Annotated in this window: 17 protein-coding genes and 1 pseudogene; 11 read left to right on the forward strand and 7 right to left on the reverse strand. The window is 40.3% G+C overall.

Annotated features, from left to right (window positions below):
• Positions 1–155: 155 nt before the first annotated feature.
• From WS34_RS07230 to WS34_RS07265, 8 genes are all read left to right on the forward strand, one after another.
• The gene (locus WS34_RS07230) at positions 156–452 is read left to right on the forward strand and encodes a hypothetical protein (protein WP_046403988.1); all 297 of its coding nucleotides are present in this window, start codon (positions 156–158) and stop codon (positions 450–452) included.
• Positions 449–811 carry a hypothetical protein gene (locus tag WS34_RS07235; RefSeq protein ID WP_046403989.1) on the forward strand — a complete coding sequence of 121 codons (363 nt, stop codon included), beginning with the start codon at positions 449–451 and terminating at the stop codon, positions 809–811. Before WS34_RS07230 ends, WS34_RS07235 begins: the two co-directional genes overlap by 4 nt.
• 16 nt (positions 812–827) lie before the next feature.
• The gene (locus WS34_RS07240; RefSeq protein ID WP_046403991.1) at positions 828–1,349 is read left to right on the forward strand and encodes a hypothetical protein; all 522 of its coding nucleotides are present in this window, start codon (positions 828–830) and stop codon (positions 1,347–1,349) included.
• Positions 1,350–1,396: 47 nt separating this feature from the next.
• Positions 1,397–2,848: an oligosaccharide flippase family protein gene (locus WS34_RS07245; RefSeq protein ID WP_046403992.1), complete on the forward strand. Its 1,452-nt coding sequence runs from the start codon at positions 1,397–1,399 to the stop codon at positions 2,846–2,848.
• A 109-nt stretch (positions 2,849–2,957) separates the two neighbouring features.
• Complete coding sequence (locus WS34_RS07250; RefSeq protein WP_013612567.1) at positions 2,958–4,892, forward strand: discoidin domain-containing protein; 1,935 nt, start codon at positions 2,958–2,960, stop codon at positions 4,890–4,892.
• 215 nt (positions 4,893–5,107) lie between these two features.
• Positions 5,108–5,698 (forward strand): hypothetical protein, encoded by a 591-nt coding sequence (locus WS34_RS07255; RefSeq protein ID WP_046403993.1) that lies wholly within the window; start codon positions 5,108–5,110, stop codon positions 5,696–5,698.
• A gap of 7 nt (positions 5,699–5,705) precedes the next feature.
• Entirely contained in the window at positions 5,706–6,017 is a 312-nt protein-coding gene (locus WS34_RS07260; protein ID WP_046403995.1) for a hypothetical protein, read from the forward strand.
• Positions 6,014–6,361, forward strand: a complete 348-nt coding sequence (locus tag WS34_RS07265) for an SH2 domain-containing protein (RefSeq protein WP_046403996.1) — start codon at positions 6,014–6,016, stop codon at positions 6,359–6,361. Before WS34_RS07260 ends, WS34_RS07265 begins: the two co-directional genes overlap by 4 nt.
• A gap of 313 nt (positions 6,362–6,674) precedes the next feature.
• On the opposite strand, the gene WS34_RS07270 is transcribed toward WS34_RS07265, so the two are convergent.
• Positions 6,675–8,228, reverse strand: coding sequence for a glycine--tRNA ligase (locus tag WS34_RS07270; protein WP_013612565.1), 1,554 nt, complete (start codon positions 8,226–8,228; stop codon positions 6,675–6,677).
• 42 nt (positions 8,229–8,270) lie between these two features.
• Entirely contained in the window at positions 8,271–10,037 is a 1,767-nt protein-coding gene (locus WS34_RS07275) for a Na/Pi cotransporter family protein (RefSeq protein WP_013612564.1), read from the reverse strand.
• A 382-nt stretch (positions 10,038–10,419) separates the two neighbouring features.
• On the opposite strand from WS34_RS07275, the gene WS34_RS07280 reads away from it, so the two are divergent.
• A complete protein-coding gene (locus WS34_RS07280; RefSeq protein ID WP_046403999.1) occupies positions 10,420–10,899 on the forward strand; it encodes a hypothetical protein in 480 nt (159 codons plus the stop codon).
• 59 nt (positions 10,900–10,958) lie between these two features.
• On the opposite strand, the gene groL is transcribed toward WS34_RS07280, so the two are convergent.
• The 5 genes from groL to WS34_RS07305 all read right to left on the reverse strand — a co-directional run bounded on the left by groL (position 10,959) and on the right by WS34_RS07305 (position 15,175).
• On the reverse strand, positions 10,959–12,587 hold the full coding sequence (gene groL / locus WS34_RS07285) for a chaperonin GroEL (protein WP_013612562.1): 1,629 nt from the start codon (positions 12,585–12,587) through the stop codon (positions 10,959–10,961).
• Between the two features lie 49 nt (positions 12,588–12,636).
• Complete coding sequence (locus WS34_RS07290) at positions 12,637–12,906, reverse strand: co-chaperone GroES (RefSeq protein WP_013612561.1); 270 nt, start codon at positions 12,904–12,906, stop codon at positions 12,637–12,639.
• A gap of 284 nt (positions 12,907–13,190) precedes the next feature.
• Entirely contained in the window at positions 13,191–13,553 is a 363-nt protein-coding gene (secG, locus tag WS34_RS07295; RefSeq protein WP_013612560.1) for a preprotein translocase subunit SecG, read from the reverse strand.
• A gap of 2 nt (positions 13,554–13,555) precedes the next feature.
• Positions 13,556–14,638 carry a DUF8458 domain-containing protein gene (locus WS34_RS15485; RefSeq protein WP_013612559.1) on the reverse strand — a complete coding sequence of 361 codons (1,083 nt, stop codon included), beginning with the start codon at positions 14,636–14,638 and terminating at the stop codon, positions 13,556–13,558.
• A gap of 15 nt (positions 14,639–14,653) precedes the next feature.
• Complete coding sequence (locus tag WS34_RS07305) at positions 14,654–15,175, reverse strand: LptE family protein (protein WP_022160166.1); 522 nt, start codon at positions 15,173–15,175, stop codon at positions 14,654–14,656.
• 273 nt (positions 15,176–15,448) lie between these two features.
• On the opposite strand from WS34_RS07305, the gene WS34_RS07310 reads away from it, so the two are divergent.
• Together WS34_RS07310 and WS34_RS07315 are read left to right on the forward strand one after the other, a co-directional pair.
• Positions 15,449–16,042: a sigma-70 family RNA polymerase sigma factor gene (locus tag WS34_RS07310; RefSeq protein ID WP_022160165.1), complete on the forward strand. Its 594-nt coding sequence runs from the start codon at positions 15,449–15,451 to the stop codon at positions 16,040–16,042.
• 69 nt (positions 16,043–16,111) lie between these two features.
• Positions 16,112–16,301: pseudogene (locus tag WS34_RS07315) on the forward strand (hypothetical protein); the annotation flags it as partial.

Genomic DNA, 16,301 nt, shown 5'->3' on the forward strand with positions numbered 1-16,301 from the left:
AACATTTTCCGATGATTCAGCCTGGTGTGAGAAAAGTGGATAACGTATTTTTATACTTCTGGAATCATCAATAAAGGTGAAAAACCTCTTAAAATATTAGGTATTTTAACAAGTTATAGTTGTGTTGAAGTGAAAAGCGCCAAAAAACATATGTTATGAAAGGTTTGCAAATAGATATTCGAGGAAAAATAATGAATTGCGTCACACCGAAAGGGCAGGTTTGTGTGTTTGTAGAAGCTGACAATATGGTTGTTCTCGGTGAAGACAAAGAAAACAGCGTTAAGTTGGATTGGGGTAAAATAGAGTTGGCTGTAGGCGACAAAGTGAAAATTACTGCTATTGAGGGTATGGAGTATGATACCATATATATGAGTAGTATGACAGATGAAGATATGTTAGGATACTATAATCAACTTAAAAAATTTTTAACAAAAGAAGGTGTGTTGAAATGAGAGGATTCAGGATAAAATTCAGGTCAGAAGAAATTGTTGTTACCCCTGACTTCCGTTCATCAGTCACTATTTTTTACAGTAGTTCGAACGGCTATGAACTATCGGTTGCCGGTATCAAAGGCTTTGGAGATGACGCCCTGGATACTTTTTGGATAAAATCGGATATGCATATTGGAGAAAGTATTGAGATCGAAATTATAAATGCAGACGAGCAGGTTTGTTCGTCTCCGACTTGTGTAAAAAAATTAGATCCTAATCCACTAAAATTATCCGAAAAACAGAAGCAACAAATGCTTGATGAATATTTGAAAGATTTTTATCTTTTAGAAGCTCAGTTGAAGAAAAAAGGAGTTTTATAATATAGTTATGTAATATATGGCAAATATGACCGTATTAAGTATTAATGAATCATTGTTTTATATTCCGTTCGATCATACTGGTGTAATTTCTGTTTGTAATAATAAATATGGAAATGAATTAGCATGTATTGTCTCAGATATTTCGGATGATAGAATTTCTTTGAATATAGGTGATTCAGTTTGCATAAAGAGGATTGTTTCTGAGGGTACTGAGTCGGTACATGAGTTTGTTATGCCTGATTTCTCTAACCAGAAAAAGGAGTTTATGAGTGATAAGGGAATATATGGAATGGAAGTCTGTACAGAAAACAATACGATATGTATGCCATTTATAGATGGGGGAGCAGTCACTTTTGTTGTAACCATAAATCAAGGTCAAGTATCTGTTGATGCGGGTTCTATTACCGCCGGTAACGTATTGTTGGATTTTTATCATTCGAACCTGAATATGGGGGATGAAATTCGTGTAACTTTGAAGAACCTGGATTTTGTTTCATCTCCATTAAGTGAAAGAAGTTTTTCGGGCCATACTTTATGACCGGTGTTAACTGGTCGTAGATTGTTCATCCCACATAGAATACCGGTATGTTAAAGAAATTGGCTGCACAGACGGCTATATATGGGATCAGTAGTATTATTGCCCGTTTTCTTAATTACTTATTGACCCCCTATCTCACTCGTATTATGACTACGGGTGAGATAGGGGTGGTGACCGATCTCTATGCCCTCATTCCTTTTATCCTGTTACTGCTTACGATGGGGATGGAAACAGGGTATTTTCATTTTGCCGATAAAGCGGGAACTTCTGAAGAGAAAAGATTGATATTTCAAACCACCTGGGGTATCGTTATATTAGTGAGCCTTCTATTTTTCGGTTTCACCTTATTGTTCTTGCATCCTTTGTCGGTGGTGATGGATTATGCCGGAACTCCGTCGTATCTATTATTGATGGGAAGTATTATAACCGTCGATGCTGTGACGGCCTTACCATTCGCTAAGTTAAGAGAGGAAAATAAAGCATCGGCCTATGTGAAAATCCGGGTCGTTACGATACTGGTCAATCTGTTTTTTTGTATCGTTTTTTATTCTGTGATACCTGGGATTAGAGACCTGCAAAATATCTTCCCGGCAGAATATGGTGCCGGATATTATTTGATATCGAATTTAATCGCTAGCATGACAGCGGCTTTTATGCTGATTCCTGCCGTCCGGGGAATCCGGCCTCGGATAAAACGGAAATTGCTTCAGCCTTTATTTATCTATTCGTTGCCTTTGCTGATCAGCGGGGTTACGGGTACCGCCAATGAATTTATCGACCGCCAATTTATTAAATATTTGCTGCCGCAAGAGTCGGCAATGAGTACTTTAGGTATTTATGGAGCTGCCCTTAAACTCGGAGGCATTTTGTTGTTGTTTGTGCAAATGTTCCGTTTGGCTGCAGAACCGTTTTTTCTGGCTGATTTTAAAAAGGAAGATTTCTTGAAAGCAAATGCGGAGACGTTAAAATATTTTTTGATCGTTTCTATGTTGTTGTTTTTAATGATTTCCCTTTTCTCCGATTTCTTTGGTTTGATCCTCGGTTCGGATTTTCGGGATGGATTATTTATTATCCCTGTTGTTTTGTTTGCTAATATCGGAAATGGTATAGTCTTTAATCTTTCATTCTGGTATAAGCGGACCGGTAAAACCCGTCTGGCCATTTTGGTCACCGGCAGTGGATTGATTTGCACGATTGTTTTTAATTTATTATTACTTCCACGTCTGGGATATGCCGGAGCGGCCTGGGCACATCTGGGAAGCGAATGGATTATGGTGATCGTCAGTTATATTTTGAGCAGAATATATTATCCGGTTCCTTATCCGGTCAAACGTATCCTATTTTATCTTTCAGGCGGTATATTATTCTATTTTTTGGGAACCTGGCAAAAGGATATATCCTGGACAGGAAATATATTGTTCAATCTCTCTTTGATTGTAATCTATACCGGGGTAGTAGTGAAGGTTGAAAAGATTAATATTTCCAGACATCCTTTTTAGTTAAATTATGATCGGAATTCTGGAAGAATAATTTAATATTATATTTGTAATTCAAATATGGGCTGTCGCTGAGAGGGGTATATCGATAAATTTTGATTTCGGATGTAAAATGCTATTTAGAATCTTTTCTTTTTTTATTATTGTCGGGTGTTCGGCTTGCCGGCCTTCGGTTTTGGAATCGGCTCTTGAAAGGGCCGGGGAAAATCGGATAGAATTGGAACGGGTATTGCGTCATTATTCCGAAGAGGACAAAGATAGCCTGAAGTGGGAGGCTGCCCGCTTTTTGATCGAAAATATGCCCGGGCATTTATCTATCGGTGGCGATTCGATCGGGCCTTATTATGCGGCTTTGAATGCGGTGTTCAGTAACGATACTTTGAGAAATTGGCAGGATAGTCTCGATAAGATCCATGAGTATTATAAATCCGGATTACGTGTACAGGAAGATATAAAGGTGATAAAGTCCGGTTTTCTGATTGCCAATATTGATAGTGCTTTTCGGGTCTGGAGGGAAAAACCCTGGGCTTCACATGTCGGTTTTGATGATTTCTGTGAATACATATTACCTTATACGGTCGGACAATACCAACCTTTGGAAGATTGGCGGAAAAAATTTGCTACCGGTTATGAAGAACAGATAGACCTCCGGCATCCCCGGCTCAGTCACTCTGCATTTTGGGCTGCAACTTGGGTAAACCGGGAGATCGGGACTCAGATTCGTTTTCAGACCCTCGAACCTTTTTCTAAAATTCCTCTGTTGTTTCCTTCCTTATTGCCGAAATCCAGGGGAGGGTCTTGCCGGGAGTATGCTTTGATGGGATTGAGTATTATGCGTTCGAAAGGGATTCCTGTCATGATGGATTTTATCCCTCAATGGCCTGTCAGGTCCGGTAGGCATTATTGGAATGTGATGTTGGATAACAGGGGAAAAAATGTAGTTTTTCTGGCTACGGAGAGTGATCCGGGGATGCCTCATAAAGTGGAAGAAAAGTTAGGGAAAGTTTACAGGCAGACTTATGCAATCAACCGTGACCTGGAAAGATTGAACCGGGAGTGTGGCGATGTGCCCGATTTTTTCCAGAATTGTTTTATGAAAGATGTGACAGCCGAATATATGCGCACTTCCGATGTGGAAATCGAAGTTCCCTCTTCGGTGAAATGCTCTGAAAACTATGCTTATCTGACTATTTTCGATAATGAAGATTGGGTACCGGTCGATTGGGCCGGAATACACCGGGGAAAAGCCCTCTTTAAAAATGTAGCCCGTGATATTGTTTATCTGCCTGTTTACTATACTTCCGATGGGCTGAAACCCTTGGCCAGTCCTTTTTTATTGGATACGGACGGGAAGGTAATTGTCCTGAAAGGGGATACGTTGAATCGGCAACAGTTGAAACTCTACCGGAAATATCCTCCTTCTGACAATGCTTATGCTATGGGAAGACGGATTGTAGGAGGAAAAATTCAGGCTGCCAATCGGGCGGACTTCAGCGATTCGGTTACTATCTATCGGGTACCTGAGTGGAAAAGTGCTTATTCCCTGAAGGTTACTACCGATACTGCCTGGCGCTATTGGAGGTATTTGTCTGCCGAAAACGGACTTTGTAATATTGCCGAATTGGTATTTTATCAGAGAGATTCTATGCGCCCTATTGTGGGTGAAATTATAGGGACGGAAGGAAGTTGTTTTAATGATCCTAACCATGTGAAAGAAAAGGTATTCGACGGAGACCCATTGACTTTTTTCGATGCGCCGACTGGAAGTGGTGCCTGGGTGGGGATGGATTTCGGAAAGGAAGTGAACATCGGTAAACTGATTTTTATTCCCCGTACCGATGGAAATATGATCCAATTGGGCGACACTTACGAGTTGTATTGGTGGGGACCGGAGGGATGGCAACTGATTGGCGGACCCCGAATAGCCAGGGATGTTGTTTTGGAGTATCTGGCTCCTTCGAATGCGCTCTATTGGCTTAGGGATGTAAGCCGTGGAAGAGAAGAACGCATTTTTACCTATTCTGACGGAAAACAGATTTTCTGGTAATTCTCATAAGCAGTAATTTCATTTATTGAAAAATTTCCTATAATAAAAAATATTCAGTTACACCATAGTTAGGCTACTGAAAATTGGGCTCAATGTTCGGAAAAATAAGATAATTAGTCGTTTATTTTTGATTTGGGATTGTTATATATTTGAACTAATAAAAATTATTAGAAAAGTATGGAAAAAAATCATTCAATTTATTCTATTTTGTTATTTTGATATCAGGTGTTTTATATACAAATGTATGTTTTTCACAAAATACACCTACAACTTGGCAAGACCGGCTCGAAGCTTTAAAAAATAGCTTCAATGAAGAAAATAGGGGTGATGTGTCGTTTTTGAAACTATTAGGGTATACCTATAAAGGAATAATTGGATCTCAAACTGTTAAATCCGATATAATAGATTCCTTATTATCCTACAATGCTCCTGCTATTTTGCATTTACCTCCCATAGTGATGAGAGATACAGTATCAAGGGGAGATTCCTGTGTCATTCGGGAAAGAATGTTGCCTAAATTTGAAATCATTTCTATTCGTAAGCGATTAGAAATTGCAGAGTCTATAGGAGAAAAAAGTCTGCTTACCTCACTAAGACAACAGCTTAATAATTTAATTCATTTGGATTATGAATATTTGGAATTAGAATGGAGTTATAAAAATAAGCACTTTAAATCATTATGTATTGTATCTAATGAACATGGCGGATTTATTTATGACCCTATCGGCTCAAATATTTTAGACTATACAACAACGACAACAACTAATACTGTAGAACGTTTAAATTCAAAAGAAAATCTTCACTAAATTTATTATGAAAGGATTTGAAATATGTATAAACGATTCCGAACCAATTGTAACTGTGTCAGATAATCTGGTGTCTATCATTATGAGTCTTGGTTATAAAAAGCAGGAGGATAAAATATATGTGGGAGGAATTGATTCTAACGGTGATCATTTAATATGGTTGAATAGAACGTTAAAATTAGGCGATAAAATTAAAGTTCGGGTCGTTGAAAATGATAAATCCTCTTTATGGGTTGAAAGGTTTCCTGCTGATAGAGAGAAAATGAAACAAAAGTACAATGAGTTGAAAAGACAGCTTAAAGAAGAGGGTTTATTATGATTGGCTTGATAGTTAAATATTTGGATAAGACTTATAAAATTGGCGAACTAAATGAAGGTGTTTCCTTACTTGCAAATATAGTACGAGGAAGTTTTTCCCTTGAAGCCGGTGGGATGTCACATCCTTTTGTTAATATATATCTTGTGTTAAGAGAGGGGATAGAGTTTGAAGTAGAAGTTTCAGAATTTGATGAAGCTTCCGAATTTCTTTCTGAAACGATAAATCCTCCTATAATTGATTCCGATTATGAGGTAAGGGTAGAATCTGGTTCGGTGTGGAATTGGAAATTGGAGCAATTTCGTAAAATTGAGTCGATTCTTAAAAAAGAGGGACTTTTAGATTGAGCTTAGATTATTAATATAAGAATAGTCATGAATTTCTGGATGAACCTTTTGGCTAAAATCTGATGAGAAAGTCCTTCATTTTTTATATTACTTGATTTTAAGAACAGGATGTAGATTTCAAAAATTTTTTCATATTATTATAGAATAAGCCCCGAAAGTTTTATCTGGCTTTCGGGGTTTATTCTATGTTATTGTAATTATTCCGACAGGGTTTTCTTCCGGATCGTTAGAATTCACAGCACTTACGCGAAGTATGCCCGGAGGACGGTGATTCTGATCATTAACCAAAGAAACCGATCCCTCGATGAGCTGACTATTCGGTCATTTTTCTCAGCAAAGTTTGCATATCGCATTTTTCTTTGAGTATACCGAAGAGTTGGTCGATGGCTACCCGTTCCTGCTGCATGGTGTCGCGGTCGCGGATAGTGACGGCATGGTCTTCCAGAGTTTGGTGGTCGACAGTGATACAGAAAGGAGTACCGATAGCGTCCTGACGGCGGTAGCGTTTACCGATAGAGTCTTTCTCGTCGTATTGACAGTTGAAATCGTATTTCAGCAGGTTCATGATTTCCTGCGCTTTTTCAGGCAGCCCGTCTTTTTTCACCAGTGGCATAATAGCCATCTTTACCGGGGCCAGAGCTGCCGGCAGGCGCAGTACGACACGGGAATCCTGTTTGCCGTCTTTGCTCAGGTCTTCTTCGCAATAAGCAGCCGACATAATCTGCAGGAACATCCGGTCTACACCGATAGAGGTTTCGATCACATAAGGCACATAAGATTCGTTCAGTTCGGTATCGAAATATTGAATCTTTTTACCGGAATATTGTTGATGTTGTGATAAGTCGAAATCCGTACGGGAATGAATTCCTTCCACTTCTTTGAAACCGAAGGGGAATTTGAATTCGATATCGGTAGCGGCATTCGCATAATGGGCCAGCTTCTCGTGATCATGAAAACGATAGTTTTCTTCCCCGAATCCCAGGAGCTGATGCCAACGCATACGGGTCGTTTTCCATTTTTTAAACCATTCCAGTTCCGAACCGGGGCGTACAAAGAATTGCATTTCCATCTGTTCGAATTCGCGCATCCGGAAAATAAACTGGCGGGCGACGATTTCATTACGGAAAGCTTTACCGATCTGAGCGATACCAAAAGGCACTTTCATGCGTCCGGTTTTCTGTACATTCAGAAAATTGACGAAGATTCCCTGAGCTGTTTCGGGACGCAGGTAAATTTTGCTGGCTCCTTCTGCGGTAGACCCCATTTCAGTTGCGAACATCAGGTTGAACTGGCGTACTTCGGTCCAGTTGCAGGTGCCGGAGATCGGACAGACGATTTTCTCGTCGAGAATAATCTGACGTACTTCATTCAGGTCATTGGCATTTAAGGCATTGGACATCCGCTCGTGGAGAGCTTCTCTTTTGCGGATGTGTTCCTGAATCTGAGGATTGGTCTCCCGGAATAAGGCTTCGTCGAACTTTTCCCCGAACCTTTTCCGGGCTTTTTCAACGTCTTTCTCGATTTTTTCGTCGTATTTAGCAATCTGATCTTCGATCAGAACGTCTGCCCGGTATCTTTTCTTAGAATCTTTGTTATCGATCAAGGGATCGTTGAATGCATCTACGTGGCCGGAAGCTTTCCAGATGGTCGGATGCATGAAAATGGCAGAGTCGATTCCTACGATATTTTCGTGTAACCGGACCATCGATTCCCACCAATACCGTTTGATATTGTTTTTCAGTTCCACGCCGTTCTGTCCGTAATCATATACAGCTCCCAGTCCGTCGTAAATATCTGAAGACGGAAACACAAACCCATATTCCTTACAATGAGCTACTAATTTTTTGAATACATCTTCCTGTGCCATAATCTTATAAAATGTTGTTTGAGTGACAAAGGTAATGAAATTTTATTCTTCGTGTCCGATTTCTTTCATTGCCTGTGTGACATTTATCGTATAGTCTCCGATTTTCTCACATTCGGAGAAAAGGTCGTTATACAGAATACCCATAGAATATTCGTATCGTTTTTCTTCGATCGCCATCAGGTGTTCCTGTTTCAAAATGGTCCGGTAATCGTTGATGGCTTGTTCGAGTTCATAGGCTTTCTTGGCGTTTACCTGGGTATATTCGGTAGCCAGATTGGCACACATAACGACGATAGATTCATCCACTAAGGCAAACATATGTTTGAGTTTATTGGACAATTCTTCCGGGAAGGTGATTTTCTGTTCGTTACGACGATAAATCGCTTTGGCGACATTTAAAATAGAATCGGCTACACTTTCCACTTCCGATACGATTTTAAACATCGCACGTACCCGCTGGGAGTTTTCGGAGGTTAGTCTGGATTCGGAAACTTTGGTCAGGTAATCGGCAATTTCAACTTCCACCTGGTCACTTTCGTCTTCCATTTTCTGGAGATAATCGAATTCTTTTTCATATTCTCCGGAGGGCATATCGAAAGCCTGGATTGTTTTGTGAAACATTTCCAGCGTACTTTGCCCGTAGAGGGAGATCTCTTGTTTGGCTTGGAAAAGCGAGGCGTCCGGCGTAGATAACAAACCGATTTTGATATGTTTCAAGGTAAAAGTTTCTTCCCCTTTCTTGGGAGGAATAATCCGGCTGACAATCCGGGCCAGATATTCGGTGAACCAAATCAGAATAGCCACGTTGATCCCCTTTGCCAAGGTGTTGAAAAGGGATAATACAAGCGGCATGGCGGCATTTATAGAAGCGGTCACTCCGGCCCGGGCTTCCGGTGAGAAAGCTTCGTTCAACAGTTTCGGGTCCGAAAATTTGGGATTATAAGTCGAGAGATGCAGGGTGACACACAAGTCTCCGATGAAGTTCAAAAAAGGGGTAAATATCAGGAATAACCAGATCACTCCGAATACATTGATGATAAAATGGGCTAGGGCTGCCCGTTTGGCTTGTACGTTGGCGACTGCTGCTGCCAGATTGGCGGTAATAGTCGTTCCGATATTTTCACCCATAATCATCGCAGCCGCATCTTCATAACCGATCCAGCCTTTCGAACACATCACCAAAGTTAAAGCAACTGTAGCCGAGGAGGATTGAAATATCGTAGTCAAACCGGCACCGATAAGCAGGAAGATCATCCAGGAACGGAATCCCAGAAAGCTGATTTTTTGTATGAATTCTCCTACTCCGGGAAGAGTGTGCAAATCGGTCGGCATCGATTCCTGCAGAAAACGCAGGGCTAAAAACAACAAACCGAAACCGACGAACATTTCACCCCAGGTTTTGCGGGAACGTTTTTGTGAAAACAATAGGGGCAGTGAACAACCGATAATCGGAAGAGCCAGATCGCTCATGCTGAATTTTCCCAGTCCTAACACCGCAACCAACCAGCTGGTGATGGTTGTGCCGACATTGGCTCCCAAAATAACACCGATAGAGCCGACCAGGTCCAACAATCCGGCGTTGACAAAACTCACGACCATGACTGTCGTTGCCGAAGAACTTTGTATCAGGGCTGTAATAAATAAGCCGGTAAGTACACCCGTAACACGATTGGAAGTCATGGCTGTCAATATCTGCCTCATTTTGTTGCCAGCCAGTTTCTGAAGAGATTCACTCATTAGTTTCATTCCATAAAGGAATACACCAAGCGATCCGATGAGCTTCAGTACATCAAAGATTCCATAATCCATTTTTGCATTTTTTAAGATTCCGAATTTTGCGACTGTAAAAATAGGAAACTCATTCAGATTACGAAAATATTACGAACTTATATTTTTAAGATTTTTAGGAAAGAATTAAACAATACGCAGGAATAAGACCGTTTTTGCCGGTGTGTTCCCTAAACTTTTCCCGAAAAGGGAGGACAAATATTCCGAATATTTTCCGAGGATTCACTATTGGGTATAATAAAATGTTTTCATATCATTGTCAAATAGATAAGTATTAATTTAAAAATGATGAAAAAATTGTATTTAGTATTAATGGTGATCTCACTATTTTCCATTTCTTGTTCAAAAAACATATCGGATGACACTTCAGAAATAATGGAGTACGATAAGTTGTTTTCCAAATATGGATGGGAGAATGTGGAAAAATGTGAAAGACAAGTCAGTAGTCAAAAATTTGAAAGCTATAACTTCGTTTGAAGAGCTAGAAAAAGTGTTGAAATATATTCAGAATATGCAATCTGAAAATATTAGAACACTAGTTTCTGAACAATTTGACATGTTACCTCGTTTAAAGTCAACTAATGAAAGTGGTGGGCAAAGGATTGTTAAAATCTCTGGTTTGAATTCTGATGGACGGGTAGATGTTTTTTGGGATATCACTGTACCTGCTGTAACTAATAGTGCTTTTTACAATACGGGGTTTTGGGATACTTTTATTGGTTATAATCATTTAAGTGGTAGTGCTTATAAATCAGGGAATAAGATAAATTTTACGGCTAATGGAGAAATTATTCTTAAAATTATCTGGCAAGGAGTAGAATTGAAAAGATTACCTACGAGTAGTAGTGGGTATTATGATACTAATCAAAAAATATACGGGTAATTAATCAAAAAAAGCTGTCTGCAAACGCAGACAGCTTCCTTGTATTGAACCATTTTTTATTACATCATTCCCGGCATTCCGCCACCCATGGCAGGAGCGGCAGGTTCATCTTTTTTCTCTTCCACCAATACACATTCGGTAGTCAGGAACATTCCGGCGATAGAAGCTGCATTTTCCAAGGCTACCCGGGTTACTTTCTTCGGATCGATCACACCGGCTTTCTTCAAATCTTCATAGATATCTTTCCGGGCGTTGTATCCGAAATCGCCTTTGCCTTCACGTACTTTGTTGACAACGACAGCTCCTTCGACACCGGCATTATAAGCAATCTGACGTAACGGTTCTTCGATAGCCCGTTTGATGATTTCGATACCGGTAGTTTCGTCTTCGGTTTCTCCTTTCAGACCTTCCAGGGCTGCTTGTGCGCGGATGTAAGCGACACCACCTCCCGGTACGATACCTTCTTCGCTGGCTGCACGGGTGGCATGCAGGGCATCGTCGATCCGGTCTTTCTTTTCTTTCATTTCAACTTCAGAAGCTGCTCCGACATACAGGACGGCAACACCACCTGACAATTTTGCCAGACGTTCTTTCAGTTTTTCTTTATCATAGTCGGAAGTCGAATTTTCAATCAATTTCTTGATCTGCTCGATTCTCTCCTGAATAAATTCTTTTTTACCGGCCCCTTTGACAATCGTCGTATTTTCTTTGTCGATGCTTATTTTGTCTGCACGACCCAACATATCGATAGTCAGGTTTTCCAGTTTCATTCCTTTGTCTTCCGAAGCGACAACACCTCCGGTCAGGATAGCGATATCTTCCAGCATTTCTTTCCGGCGGTCACCGAATCCCGGAGCTTTTACTGCTGCAATCTTCAAAGAACCTCTCAAACGGTTGACCACCAAAGTAGCCAATGCTTCGCTTTCGACATCCTCGGCGATGATCAACAAGGCACGACCTGATTGTGCTACCGGTTCCAGAACCGGAAGTAATTCCTTCATAGAAGAAATCTTCTTGTCATAAAGCAGGATATAAGGATTTTCGAATTCGCAGATCATCTTCTCACTGTCGGTTACGAAATAAGGAGAAATATATCCACGGTCGAATTGCATACCACCGACCGTTTTTACCTCTGTCTCGGTTCCTTTGGCTTCTTCAACGGTAATTACTCCTTCGATGCCGACTTTTTCCATTGCTTCGGCGATCAGGTTACCGATCGTTTCGTCGCCATTGGCAGAGATACGACCTACCTGACGGATTTTTTCAAAGTTGTTACCTACTTCTTCTTTTTGTCCTTCAAGATGTTTTACAACAGCAGCAACTGCCTTTTCAATACCTCTTTTCAATTCCATCGGATTAGCTCCGGCAGTAACGTTTTTCAACCCTACATTGATGATACTTTGGGCCAGGATAGTAGCGGTAGTCGTACCGTCTCCGGCATCATCTCCGGTTTTAGAAGCAACTTCTTTTACCATCTGTGCTCCGATATTTGCATACGGATCGGCTAGTTCGATTTCCTTAGCTACGCTGACACCGTCTTTGGTGATATGGGGAGCTCCGAATTTCTTTTCGATGACTACATTCCGGCCTTTCGGTCCCAGAGTTACTTTTACTGCATTTGCCAGCTCATCTACCCCTTTTTTCATCAGGTCACGAGCTTCGATATTGAATTTTATTTCTTTTGCCATAACAAATTAGTTTTAGATTTTAATTTTTGGGATTACTTACAATTTACAATTAAAGAATTGCAAGGATATCACTTTGGTTCATGACCAGATACTTCTTGTCGTCAATATGAACTTCTGTACCGGAATATTTTCCGAATAAAACAGTATCGCCTGCTTTTACTTCCATCGGTTCGTCTGCTTTACCTTTACCAGTTGCGATAACTGTACCTTTCTGGGGTTTTTCTTGTGCTGTGTCGGGGATGATGATCCCTCCTTTAGTTACAGTTTCTGCTTCAACAGGCTCAACAATTACCTTGTTAAGTACGGTCTTCAGTGTCATAATGTTAAAAATTTAAAAGTTTATAATATGATTTTATTTTCAAATTAATACGCAATATTTCAACGTCGTTGTAAGGTTGAATGTTACAACATTTCCTTCTTATCATATTTTGTGCCAAAAAAAATACGACAGAAAGGAAGAGGAGGAAAGAAAATGTAAATCATTGAAAAATAGAGGAAAAATGATAAAAGATAAAAAATAGGGGAAAAAAGGGTTTGGCAGAAAAGCAAAAAAAATGTCAGTATGACTGACATACTGACATTCTATTTTAAGTTTTAATGGAATTATTCTCCGGGTGTTGCAGCTCCTGTTTCCTGGGCATTTTCGCCGGCTCCCGGATTGGTCGGGAAAGTCGGGATGGTTTGTTGCTGAACAGGCTGAGCTTCGATTTGTTCCTGGATAGCAGATTTTACTGCATTTTCTCCTCTGGGGATAAAAAAGGTGGCCAATACACACAGGATCATCATTCCTCCGGCTAACGTCCAGGTTGCTTTTTCAAGAAAATCGGTCGTTTTTCTTACTCCCATGATTTGGTTAGAAGAAGCAAATGAAGAAGCCAAGCCTCCGCCTTTGGAGTTTTGTACCAATACAATCAATATCAATAAAACGCAGATAATGAATATCAAAACAGAAATTGCCGTATACATAATTACTCTTTATTATTAATGTTTTCTTTTATTTTTTCGATTCGGTCTGCAAAGTAAACACTTTTTTCCGGATATTTCAAACTTAATTTTATATAAGTTGAGATTGCTTTTTCGTACAGATGTTGTTTGACATATATTTTTGCCAGTGTTTCGCTGAATAATTCCTCTTGGATATAAGGATTTTCTTTAGATAGATCCCTGTTATCCGTCGAGGCCGAAGTTATTTTGGGCATGATGGGTTCAGACTGAATAAAACGCTCGATGAGATCGTCTTTTTTCTTTCGGGATTTCCGGGATTCTTTCTCTGTTATGACGGTTTCTTCGGTATGAGGCTGGTCGGTCAGCCGGTATCCGCCACTGATGATTTCGGGAGTATCGAGAGAGACCGATGGTTTTTCTTCCTGTGCATCCGCTATTTCTTCGTCCAGATCGACATCGATAGAGAAATTATTTTCAGGACGGGGGGCTTCGTCTACGATGCCCTGTATTCCGCTCAGATCGATGGGCTGGATGGGGGAGGCATACGGGGTGGCAGAATGGTTCGCTTCGGACCTATCCTCTTGGGTAGAGTTGGAATAATCGTCGATTATTCCCGGTACATCGTCCAGTCGGATAGGGTTGGAAATGATTTCTTTCTCATCGTTTTCCGGCCGTTTTCTTCCCTTTTGCCGGAGATTGAATTGTATGATGTCTTCTTCGCATCCGGTAGTTGTCTCTTCGGTAGTCTGACAGACCGGAATACCCTGGCTGTGAACGACGGTATGACCATGGATTTCGCGGATACGTTCGTCGACAATATGACTCAGCGAATTTTTAGGGATTGCCGTACCGGAACCCAAGGGTTCGAAACCGATCTGATTGTTCAGGTACCTGAAAAATTGCTTATGATCCGTAAGATGGACGGTCGAAGCTTTTAGTTCGCTGCGAAATCTGACACCTCCCAGAAGATATAAAGCTTTTAAATATAGAATACGAGCCGTCTGAAAATAAGGATAACGTTCTACGAGTGTATGTAATTCCCGTAGATCGTCATTGTTGATTTTTTCAGGATGACGTATAAATTCTATGATTTTTTCACTTTTCATTCTTCTGCCGATCGATTACCAGTTGACGAGTGCCTTATTATATATGTCGTCGATAATCTTATCCAGGATTTCTATAATCAAGCTCTCCTCTATGGAATTGAAATCAGCGTCGGTCGAGTAATCGGCATAGTTGGAAAACGTAGAAGAGAAATCGTATTTATCGTCTTTCGTATTCGTATACTTTACTTTGATTCCGATCGTCAGCCGGTTGGAGGCTGCGATTTCATCTTTTTGGATATCGATGGGCCGTTGGCTGTACTCGGTGATCTGGCCTTCGAAACGAATATCTCCGTTGTTATCGGTCAATTGACTCAAGCCTGTTTTGGAACGCATGTAATCTGTCAGTTTCTCGGTAAACAGCGAACTTAGATAAGGTACTACCAGAGGAGCCTTATTCGGGAAATAATCCACGGAAAAGGTCTTTACGTCAGGACTGATGGAAGCTCCTGTCGTGGAATAACTTACTTTATAAAGCTTACAAGAATTGCAACAAAGTACTGCGGCAAACAATAGAATTAAAAAATTGATTTTTCCCATAGATCATTCTCCTGATATTTGAATACAAATGTACATGAAATTTTTCAGATAATCCACAGGTGAGTAAAAATGAATAAATCCCAGGTTACTGCCTTCTCTGTGGTTCGCATCGATGATGGGTATGCTAAAATCGTATCGGAAAAGCTAATATGGTTGGAGAAGAAGTACAGGAGAAGGTATTAAAATATCCGGTTTTCTGTTTGAGGTAACAATTCAATTTATAACTTTGAACGAAATTTGCTTGAACATTGTGAGAAAACGTAGTGTTTTTTTATGGAATATTCAAAAAGAGACGATGAGATATGCCGGTTATTGTCTACAGGAGATCCCAAAGGAATGGATTTGTTGTTCAATACCTATTATAGCCGGTTGGTTGTGTGGGCAGATACTTTTTTGAAAGACATACAATTGGCTGAGGGTGTTGTTCAGGAATTTTTTATCGCCCTTTGGGAAAAAAGGAAACAGAAAGAACTGACAGCCCCCTTTTTGACTTCTTTTCTATATGTATCTGTAAGAAATCGTTGCTTAAATAAACTTGAAAAACAGGATATTTTTCATAATACTACCGATTTGCAGGAGGTACACCTGGCATTTGAAGAATATAATGAAAAACATGACCGGATTCTGACTCAGGTTTTGCAGGAAATGGAAAACCTGCCGCCTCGTAGCCGGGTTATTATGGAAGAGGTATTTATTCACAATATGAAATATCGGGAGGTGGCGGAAAAATACAATGTTTCCATTTCAACCGTAAAAACCTTATTGGGAAATGCTGTCCGGAAATTGCGGGAACGATTGGACAAAGAAAAATTTGCCGGTTTTTTATTCTTTTTTTGCAAGAAAAAATCTTTTTGTCAGATCTTTTAATTTTTTTTGATTTTCCATTAGACCTTTTTCCATTTTTCCGGTACTAATACATGAAAACAAGATTGTAGCATGGAAAAAGGACCATTGGATAAACAAACCGAAGAATTATTAACCGCTTATTTCCGGGGAGAACTGGAAGGCCTGGAGCTACAAAGGGTAGAAGCATGGCTGGCGGAATCGGAAGAACACCGGCAGCAGTACCGCCGGATCAGTGCGGATATGTTGTTTTGGCAATGGAGCCTGAAAGAATGGAAACTCG

It is taken from the genome of Odoribacter sp. N15.MGS-14 (genome assembly GCF_000980245.1).
GTDB classification, from domain to species: Bacteria; Bacteroidota; Bacteroidia; order Bacteroidales; family Marinifilaceae; genus Odoribacter; species Odoribacter splanchnicus.

What these genes read in the sequence shown, in the direction of transcription:
- WS34_RS07245 (WP_046403992.1), top strand. Translation starts at nt 1,397, where the DNA reads ATGTTAAAGAAATTGGCTGCACAGACGGCTATATATGGGATCAGTAGT.
- secG (WP_013612560.1), bottom strand. Translation starts at nt 13,553, where the DNA reads ATGTATACGGCAATTTCTGTTTTGATATTCATTATCTGCGTTTTATTG.
- WS34_RS07250 (WP_013612567.1), top strand. Translation starts at nt 2,958, where the DNA reads ATGCTATTTAGAATCTTTTCTTTTTTTATTATTGTCGGGTGTTCGGCT.
- WS34_RS07265 (WP_046403996.1), top strand. Translation starts at nt 6,014, where the DNA reads ATGATTGGCTTGATAGTTAAATATTTGGATAAGACTTATAAAATTGGC.
- WS34_RS07240 (WP_046403991.1), top strand. Translation starts at nt 828, where the DNA reads ATGGCAAATATGACCGTATTAAGTATTAATGAATCATTGTTTTATATT.
- WS34_RS07290 (WP_013612561.1), bottom strand. Translation starts at nt 12,906, where the DNA reads ATGACACTGAAGACCGTACTTAACAAGGTAATTGTTGAGCCTGTTGAA.
- WS34_RS07260 (WP_046403995.1), top strand. Translation starts at nt 5,706, where the DNA reads ATGAAAGGATTTGAAATATGTATAAACGATTCCGAACCAATTGTAACT.
- WS34_RS07230 (WP_046403988.1), top strand. Translation starts at nt 156, where the DNA reads ATGAAAGGTTTGCAAATAGATATTCGAGGAAAAATAATGAATTGCGTC.
- WS34_RS07275 (WP_013612564.1), bottom strand. Translation starts at nt 10,037, where the DNA reads ATGGATTATGGAATCTTTGATGTACTGAAGCTCATCGGATCGCTTGGT.
- WS34_RS07235 (WP_046403989.1), top strand. Translation starts at nt 449, where the DNA reads ATGAGAGGATTCAGGATAAAATTCAGGTCAGAAGAAATTGTTGTTACC.
- WS34_RS15485 (WP_013612559.1), bottom strand. Translation starts at nt 14,638, where the DNA reads ATGAAAAGTGAAAAAATCATAGAATTTATACGTCATCCTGAAAAAATC.
- WS34_RS07305 (WP_022160166.1), bottom strand. Translation starts at nt 15,175, where the DNA reads ATGGGAAAAATCAATTTTTTAATTCTATTGTTTGCCGCAGTACTTTGT.
- groL (WP_013612562.1), bottom strand. Translation starts at nt 12,587, where the DNA reads ATGGCAAAAGAAATAAAATTCAATATCGAAGCTCGTGACCTGATGAAA.
- WS34_RS07270 (WP_013612565.1), bottom strand. Translation starts at nt 8,228, where the DNA reads ATGGCACAGGAAGATGTATTCAAAAAATTAGTAGCTCATTGTAAGGAA.
- WS34_RS07310 (WP_022160165.1), top strand. Translation starts at nt 15,449, where the DNA reads ATGGAATATTCAAAAAGAGACGATGAGATATGCCGGTTATTGTCTACA.
- WS34_RS07280 (WP_046403999.1), top strand. Translation starts at nt 10,420, where the DNA reads ATGGATGGGAGAATGTGGAAAAATGTGAAAGACAAGTCAGTAGTCAAA.